Source organism: Bacillus litorisediminis, from assembly GCF_022808645.1.
Taxonomy (GTDB): domain Bacteria; phylum Bacillota; class Bacilli; order Bacillales; family JC228; genus Bacillus_BF; species Bacillus_BF litorisediminis.
The window spans coordinates 1-8349 of the sequence record NZ_JAKZKT010000081.1 but is presented as its reverse complement, the minus strand read 5'-3'; the positions used below and the strand labels follow the sequence as shown (position 1 = coordinate 8349).

Here is an 8349-nt window from a genome sequence, read left to right as displayed (position 1 = left end):
TAAATGATAATGAAGAAGTGGAAGTAGTATGTCCTTTTTGTAATGGCACAATGCGCAGAGCGAGGAATGTCCCAAGTGATTAATACTCACTTGGGACGTGCTTAAAGTCGCGTTAGCGATTTTGTTCACCCCCCGTTACTAACCAGTGCCAATTTCACCTACCAACTCGAAGGCTTGTCATTACAATACAAGGTAATTACTTTTGATTTAAGAGGACATGGACGGAGTGGTTATTCAAAAGAGCCTATCACCTATCGGATGATTGCCAACGATATCGCGAAGCTCATGGACCATCTTAGTATTGAAAAGGCGGTAATCTGCGGATATTCGACGGGTGGTTCGGTAGTGTTGGAATTTTTGCTGTCTCATAAAGATCGGGCTCTAGGCGGGGTGATTATTAGTGGAATGTCCGAGGTTCGTGATTTTTATAATGAAAAAAGGATTGCTATCGCTAGGCTGCTGTCTAAAGCTAAAGCGAAACATCTGCTAGGATTGGCCGTATCATGGGGGAATTCAAATACATTTAAAACATTTACTAATATGTTTCGGGATGCCGTTAAGGGGGATCCACGAAATATTTCCCAGTATTATCTTTATAGTTTGCAATATAATTGTACGGACCAATTACATACTATTAGCTTGCCGGTTTAACTAAGGTAAAAACTAAGCATTCTTAATAATATGAATAATGACATGAATGTAGGCTTTTTTTCATACTATAAACAATGACATGAATGTAGGCTTTTTTTCATACTATATTTGGGGGTAGAAAAATGCCAAGAGTAAATTACCGAAGTTCAGATGTTGCCTTAATGGCAAGGATGATGAGAGCAGAAGCCGAAGGAGAAGGAAAACAGGGAATGTTATATGTTGGAAATGTAATTGTGAATCGAGTTGTAGCAGAATGTTTAGACTTTAAAGGTTTAAGAACCGTTAAGCAAGTTATTTTTCAAGTGCAAGGAGGAAATTTTTCCTTTGAAGCAGTTCAAAAAGGGAATGTATTTTATCAAAGAGCAAGAACTTCTGAAAAAAGATTGGCAAAAAAAAATTTGGATTATTGGAGAGAACACCCAGCAAAATATGCTCTTTGGTATTTTAATCCTCATGGTCCATGCCCTCCAACATGGTATGGTCAACCTCATTCTGGTCAATTTAAAGAACATTGTTTTTATGAACCAAAACCTGGAACATGTGATGATGTTTATAGACGTTAAGCTTACTCTTTGAGTAAGCTTTAGTCTGTCGATAAATCCGAAAAATCTCGGTTGCTTCGGCCCGTCTTTTTTGATTGTAAAATTAGTTGCTGATATTTTATGACGAAAAAAGGTGCCTGGCACCTTTTTTTTCACGACTTTGAAACAGAAACCCATTTTAAAATAAGTGCTCTAATTCCAAGTCCAATAAGAATGTAATATAAGAAGGAATACATGTAATTCCATTTAATATAACAAACAAGGTTAATCCAATTGCATAAGGGTTCCCCGATAAAAGCATATACAAAAGCCATGACAATTTGGGCTGAAATAAATGATTTCCATGTTCGGTTATATTGGAAAAGCAACATATAGGCAACAGGTACCAACGAAACATCAAACGGAAATGCACTTGGAATTACGGGCAGAAATTCAATAGGATATTCCCAAAATGAAAATTGCAACCCTATTGTGTCCAATAAAATTGTGATCACCATGACAATAACTCCAAACAGTATGGATTCTACTAGCCATTCTCGTTTCTTTGTGTATATCCACAAAATCCAAGGTGAAATGAAGAAGGACAACAACAGCCACCATTCCCATGTCAAAAATTCATACTCCAACCACCCCGTCGCATCCATCTCAAATAATTTGTCTTCCAACAATCGGACTTTCTCAACATTTTCATGGCGAGTGCTTACTATAATCACCTCAATAGAGAATATTAATATTACTAAATTATTTTAGCCTTTTGGGGATAATGTATTCCTTAAGTGGGACTTTGCTATTTTCTCACGGATCTGGCGACCCATACAACTTTTTTCTTTTGCCGCTAATTTTTTTTCAAGATACTTATAAACGGGTTAGCATTTGTACATTTTAAAAGAGAAAAAAGGAAGGGGCTTTTCTATTGGTATGGATTTTTGGACTATACTTATTAAATACTGGTTTTATGATCATTATGGCTATTCGTGAGGTTCGGCGACCAGCAGTGGCGTTAAATTGGATAGCCATTAGTTTAATATTCCCTGTGATTGGTTTTGGGCTCTATCTGATTACATCTAATCCCATACGTATGAATGGTGGTCAAAAGCCGGCCTCTACTTCTAACAAATCAGAAAAATTGCCTGATTCGTATAGCCACTCAGCAAAAGTAATCGCACAAGCATTGAACCACATGAGCGTGGGAGGATTAAGGTCTGGTCAAATACAAGTGCTAATAAATGGAATGAAAACGTATGAAAGATTTATGGAATCTATAAAGAACGCCAAAAAAACGATTGACCTGGAATATTACATATATAAAGCCGACCAAATTGGAAGGCGTATGACGGACCTGCTGATCGAACGATCAATGGACGGTGTGCACATCCGCTTTATTAGGGACGGTTGGGGGAGCCGGAAATTATCCAGAACTGAGATTTCCCGGATGATGGATGCGGGGATCGAGTTCAGGACCATTTTTCCTTTACGTCCCCCTTGGATATTTTCAGCCCTGAATAATCGAGATCATTGCAAGATCGCCCTAATCGACGGTAGGGAAGCTTTTACCGGCGGGATTAATATTGGGGATGAATATGCGGGATTAAAGCCAAATGCAGGGTTCTGGCGTGATACTCATGTAAGAATAGCTGGTGAAGCATCATCTGATTTGAAAAATATCTTCGAACACCATTGGAATATCGCTTCGCCAGAACAAATAAAGTCAGTATTCAGAATCAAAACAAAGCCAGGAAAAAATGGTTCCCCAATCCCTGCTACAACCAGCTTACCAAAACCATTTACCATGATGGCAGAATGGAGCAACGAGTTGGCAACTATTCAAGAAGCACACGCGCATAAAGATCCGGGCAGTGAGAAAATGAACCAAGCCTATGTACAAACAGTTGAAGGTAATCCTGGGATTCCTACGCCTTTTATTAGGGAAGCCTACTTTATTGGAATAACACAAGCCACAAAAACCATTGATATCACTACACCCTACTTTGTGCCAGATCAAGATATCATTATGGGACTAAAGACGGCAGTGGCACGTGAAGTACGTGTAAGATTGCTGGTTCCCCGGGAAGTCGATCAAAAAATCGTAGACCGTGCAAGCTTTACTTATTATGGGGAGTTGTTGGAAGCGGGGGTTCATATCTACTTATATAACAAAGGAATGCTCCACGCGAAGACAATGGTTATCGATGGGGAAATTGCGGAAGTAGGAGCAGCAAACTACGATATGAGAAGTTTTCGCTTAAATTACGAAGTGAGTGAATTTTTTTACAGTAAAGACGTGGCAAAAGAACTTACACAGCAATTTGAACAGGATTTAAATGATTCTGTCCCTTTGAAAATGGAGGATTTAAAGCAGCGCTATCCTTCACAGCGTTTAATGCAGCGGGGTGCCCGTCTCCTTTTTCCGTTGCTATAGCCATCAACATCTGAAGAAGGTTTTCTACTATAAAACACTTTCAAAAAAGCCCTAAGGTAATCTAAAACTGAGGGCCTATTTGAACAATTATGTTTAAAACGAGCCATTCTTTAACTCTGGTAAATACGGTGGTATTGGTACATTAATGGTTGATGCCGGTATCTCAAGGATCTTTCCAATTTGAATATCGTAGGGTGAAATGAATGCGTTGGCTTTCTGTAGATGTTCAACGGATATGCCATATTGATTAGCCAGCGATTGTAAAGTATCTTCTTCAGTTACGGTATGCTGGGTACGCAACTTTTCGATTTTACATGCTGATTGCTTAAATGTTGGCTGTTTGGATAGTGGATCGGTAAAATCCGCTGTTAACTCATTTGCGGCTTCCCGTCTTTCCCAACTGCCAAAATGAAAGGGAACAAATACTAGTCCTTTTTGTACCACATTGCCAATTCTAGCAAAACGATTGTAGTAAGCAGAATTCGGTGGTAGCTGTACAAAGCCGAGTATTGGCATCTAGTAAATGAGTTTGCAAGCCGGCCCTGCGGAACTTTGCGATTGTATAGTAATCCTCTAAGAGACCTTGTCCGGTTGAATCGCTATTTGACCCTCTCTGTTTTAGAGAATCGGTCGCTTTTTTTACCATTAAATTCATCGCCTCATCCCATGTTGCAGGAACCAACTTTCCGGAAGAATCACGGATCATGGGAGTTAACAGGCGATCAGGGCTGTTATTGGCATACCACTGATTTTCCCCTTTGGGGCCAAGTCTGCCTCTGTTAATGGGGTGGGCACTGTTTCCCTTGATTCCGACTATCTTCTCATCTTTCACGGCTATATAGCAGCCGCAGCCGATTGAGCATATATTACAGGTACTGTACACCCACTTATCAATATCTCCCTGGCTGTACATATTTATATCGGTTCTTTCCGTTTCCCAGGACATTGAACTTCCTCCTTGGATAGTAGTTTTGAGAAAAAAGATTATGCTGTTAGCGAAGGGCAGATATGTAAAAAGATGGAAGGATATATTTTGTTTGCTTATCCCCATAAATCCTTTCCAATTCAGCAGCTGAGTGTTCAAGGTTGGTCTTTATCTCCTGGAATAACGGCTCCAAATTTCTTGCTGATTCCAGGTACGGAAGATTCATCCATTCAACTGCTCTTTTCCATGCTCGAAATGTAGGGTGGGCTATTTCATTATCATGATAAATAATAGACAGAAATTCTGACATGTTCTTTAGTTCGGCCCCATCATTTGAAAGCTCTTGCATTATTTTTTTAATCATTTCCAGTTGCTCTCTCAAATAGTTTGAAGCAAAATCGCAATCGGGTGATCAGAATTTTCAATTTCCTTTATTGCTTTTTCAGTTTGGTTTTGAAGATCTGAATATAACTCCTTCAGTTGTAACAATAAATTTCCTCTCTTTCATAAATAATTGCAATGCTCGCGGGCAGCGCTCACATTCTTTACTAAATTTCCCAATCATTTGAGGAATATACTTTAGATGGAACCACTTTCCTCCATTAAATGTGAGAAGTTAGGTAATTTTTTTTAAGTCGGAGTAGCCGTAAAAATTTGATGTATCCCTTTTAATGGCTACGAAAAACCCTTAGATCATTTAAATCTAAGGGCTTAACAACACTATTAGTCCACCTAATAAACCGCCTAATAATCCGCTTAGAAATGGGTTAGCCTAATAAGGTCCCCAAAAGAAGGGTCTAAAGGGGAATGGCCTAAAAAAGGGCCTAAAGAAAAATGGCCTTATACCCCAAATCCTTTGGTCTAAATTTTCAACCTGATTATTTTCCTGAGATAAATTGTAATCATATTGCGGTTCTGGATTCATGAAAAGCACCTTCATTTCATTTTTAATCCAGAATATGCATTTACCTATTTTTATTCTTGGGTTAATATCCCTAATTTAAAATGAAAGAGATACACGGTAAAAAAAGAACTATGAAGGCAGAAGGAAATTAAAACGTTGTATACCTATAATGAATTATAAATAAATACTAAGGTTGATACCGGGGATAGGAAAATTTTTTAGAATTGATAATAAAACATTTTATTCGAAGAATAATACTTTTGTACTAAATCATAAACGGGAGGAATGGCATGGCAAATCAAATGGATTACTAACCAAATTAAAGCAAAGCAGAGGCAACATCTATGTTTAATGATGTTCACTAAAGGGAACGGTGAAAAAAATTTGAGATGAGACACATTATCCAAAAAGATGATTCATCGCAATCCTATAATCGTCACCAAATAGAAGAACTGATGGGGATCTGGAAACGAGGTTACTACAGAAAAAATCGTGCTATTCGCCAAAAGTAATTTTAGGTCTATATTCCCGAAAAGAATTTGCCAAAGAAGAAAATTCTGATTCAGGTAATCTAAAAAGGTCAAAAAAAATTCAAGGAGGATTCATCATGACAGTAATAAATGATGTTAAGACAGCTCTAGCAGGCTTAAAAAGTGCACAAGCAAGTTTCGAAACATTTGCTCTTGGTACAGATAATCAACAGGCAAAGCAACTTTACCAAGATGCTGCTAAACAAACCCAATCTGTTATTAACAGCATTGAACCACGCGTTCAACAAATTGAACAAGAAGAACCTCAATACAAACAACAATAATGAGTAAGATAAAAAAGGTTGGTTGGGAGGCCAACCTTTTTTAATTCCTTTAAATAATGGGAAAAACGGAGATGGTTTCATGAAAGACAAAATAACCAAAATAAAAATTTTTCTTTCCATTTTAGCCGTGATCGGGTTTGGAACAGGATGTAACGATAACCAAAATCAGTTAGATGAGGATAACAATGATTTAGGTGTTTCACTGGTACATACGACTAAACCCATCGATCAATCAGTTGCCAATAGGGCTAAAGAAAAAATTATTGCCAAAGAAGAAATTTCAGATGTAAAGGCTGTGAATACAGAAAAAGAGCTTTTTGCAGCAATAAAAGTTGATAATTTTGATCGCTTTCGATTAAAGAAAATTGAGAAGTCAATAAAATCCGACTTGGAAAAAATGTACCCAAACCATGAAATAATTGTTTCGTCAGATAAAAAAATGATGTGGGAATTGGAACAATTAGAACAGAAACTTCAAAAAGGCAACACAGATAAGAAGAGCTTAAAAAAAGATTTAAATAAAATTAAAAATCTAATGAAAGAGAAAACTTAAAGAGAAAGGGGCAAGCTATGTCAAATAATCAAAAGAAACAACTAACCCCGGTGCAACAAGAATATCAAAAATTGCAAAAAAATCGAGAAATCGACAGACCCGTTTTTAAAAATTGTATAAAGGCCTTTATAACAGGTGGTCTGATTTGTTTGATTGGCCAGGTTATTCAAGACTTCTTTATTTATTATTTTGATTTTACAGACCAAACGGCTGGAAATCCAACTGTGGGTACATTAATTTTTATTGCTATGCTTCTTACCGGTTTTGGGGTTTATGACCGAATTGCTCAATTTGGAGGAGCTGGTTCAGCAGTTCCAGTTACCGGTTTTGGCAATGCTGTCATTTCAGCTGCTATTGAACATCGAACCGAAGGGTTTGTATTAGGAGTCGGAGGTAATATGTTTAAATTAGCTGGGTCTGTTATATTATTTGGTGTTTTTTCTGCGTTTGTTATTGCATTAGTAAAGACAATTCTAATTAGGTGGGGTGGTTTATGATACTCGCAGGTCATCGTACATGGATCTTCGAACAAAAACCCGTCATACTTTCTACTGGAACAGTTGGTGGACCATTTGAAGCAAACGGAGCAATCGCAGAAGATTTCGATCTCCTTCATGCTGATTTATGGCTTGGACAGGATTCCTATGAAAAGGCGCATAAAATCCTTTTTGAAGAGGCCTGTCAAAAAGCCATGGAAAAAGGGGGCATCCAAAAGGATCAAGTTCAATTTATCCTAGCTGGGGACCTAATCAATCAGATCACCCCAACAAGTTTCGCTAGTCGAACAATTGGAGCCCCGTATTTTGGTTTATTCGGTGCCTGCTCTACGTCTATGGAAGGATTGGCCCTAGGTGCTTATATCGTGAATACCAAAGGAGCGAAATATTTATTAACCGGAGCATCCAGCCATGATGCAGCTGTTGAAAAACAATTTCGTTATCCAACTGAATACGGCGGTCAAAAACCCCCTACTGCACAATGGACCGTCACTGGGGCTGGTGCGGCTCTTTTAAGTGATTCTGGGGAAGGACCGTGTGTCACCTCTGCCACCATTGGCCGTGTGATTGATATGGGTTTGACAGATCCATTTAATATGGGAGGAGCTATGGCGCCAGCTGCGGTTGATACCATTGAAGCCCATTTAAAGGAACGAAATGTTGAGCCATCTTATTACGATTTAATTGTAACCGGGGACCTGGGCCAGATTGGACAGGAAGTTTCAATGGACCTATTTAAAAAGCACGGAACTCCTATTAGTGAAGAACGATACCAAGATTGTGGCCTTATGATTTATCGGGAAGGACAACCCGTTCTTGCAGGGGCAAGCGGTGCAGGCTGTTCAGCAACGGTAGTTTATGGGCATTTATTAAACCGCATGAAAAATGGTGAATTTAAACGAATGTTAGTTGTGGCTACAGGTGCTTTGCTTTCACCGTTGTCCTTTCAGCAAAATGAAACAATTCCTTGTATCGCCCATGCAGTGTCAATTGAATACGGAGGTGAACAATTAACATGATCTATTTTTGGGCTTTTGTCGTAGG

The 8349-nt window shown here is 38.5% G+C and carries 11 protein-coding genes; 7 read left to right on the top strand and 4 right to left on the bottom strand.

From position 1 onward, the window contains the following. The first annotated feature begins 174 nt into the window (after positions 1–174). Positions 175–651: an alpha/beta fold hydrolase gene (locus tag MLE14_RS21405; protein WP_243300434.1), complete on the top strand. Its 477-nt coding sequence runs from the start codon at positions 175–177 to the stop codon at positions 649–651. Positions 652–773: 122 nt separating this feature from the next. Further along, positions 774–1214 (top strand): cell wall hydrolase, encoded by a 441-nt coding sequence (locus tag MLE14_RS21400; protein WP_243300433.1) that lies wholly within the window; start codon positions 774–776, stop codon positions 1212–1214. Between the two features lie 131 nt (positions 1215–1345). Here the strand turns inward: MLE14_RS21400 and MLE14_RS21395 are convergent, their stop codons facing one another. Then, positions 1346–1804 carry a CBO0543 family protein gene (locus tag MLE14_RS21395; protein ID WP_235372160.1) on the bottom strand — a complete coding sequence of 153 codons (459 nt, stop codon included), beginning with the start codon at positions 1802–1804 and terminating at the stop codon, positions 1346–1348. A 302-nt stretch (positions 1805–2106) separates the two neighbouring features. Between MLE14_RS21395 and MLE14_RS21390 the strand changes: the two genes are divergently transcribed. Then, positions 2107–3612 (top strand): phospholipase D-like domain-containing protein, encoded by a 1506-nt coding sequence (locus tag MLE14_RS21390; RefSeq protein ID WP_150916116.1) that lies wholly within the window; start codon positions 2107–2109, stop codon positions 3610–3612. 93 nt (positions 3613–3705) lie between these two features. Here the strand turns inward: MLE14_RS21390 and MLE14_RS21385 are convergent, their stop codons facing one another. From MLE14_RS21385 to MLE14_RS21375, 3 genes are read right to left on the bottom strand one after another with little or no spacing between them, the layout of a single operon-like run. After that, entirely contained in the window at positions 3706–4056 is a 351-nt protein-coding gene (locus MLE14_RS21385) for a LysM peptidoglycan-binding domain-containing protein (RefSeq protein WP_041902304.1), read from the bottom strand. 10 nt (positions 4057–4066) lie between these two features. Beyond that, positions 4067–4558, bottom strand: a complete 492-nt coding sequence (locus tag MLE14_RS21380; RefSeq protein WP_041846742.1) for a molybdopterin-dependent oxidoreductase — start codon at positions 4556–4558, stop codon at positions 4067–4069. A gap of 46 nt (positions 4559–4604) precedes the next feature. After that, positions 4605–4901 (bottom strand): hypothetical protein, encoded by a 297-nt coding sequence (locus MLE14_RS21375; protein ID WP_243300432.1) that lies wholly within the window; start codon positions 4899–4901, stop codon positions 4605–4607. 1147 nt (positions 4902–6048) lie between these two features. Here MLE14_RS21375 and MLE14_RS21370 point away from each other — a divergent pair. From MLE14_RS21370 to spoVAD, 4 genes are all read left to right on the top strand, one after another. Further along, entirely contained in the window at positions 6049–6255 is a 207-nt protein-coding gene (locus MLE14_RS21370; RefSeq protein ID WP_041844991.1) for a DUF1657 domain-containing protein, read from the top strand. Positions 6256–6334: 79 nt separating this feature from the next. Then, entirely contained in the window at positions 6335–6808 is a 474-nt protein-coding gene (locus tag MLE14_RS21365) for a YhcN/YlaJ family sporulation lipoprotein (protein ID WP_230131372.1), read from the top strand. 17 nt (positions 6809–6825) lie between these two features. Then, positions 6826–7305, top strand: coding sequence for a stage V sporulation protein AC (gene spoVAC, locus MLE14_RS21360; protein ID WP_041844976.1), 480 nt, complete (start codon positions 6826–6828; stop codon positions 7303–7305). Further along, positions 7305–8324: a stage V sporulation protein AD gene (spoVAD, locus tag MLE14_RS21355; RefSeq protein ID WP_243300435.1), complete on the top strand. Its 1020-nt coding sequence runs from the start codon at positions 7305–7307 to the stop codon at positions 8322–8324. The genes spoVAC and spoVAD overlap by 1 nt, the downstream gene beginning before the upstream one ends. Positions 8325–8349 lie beyond the last annotated feature (25 nt).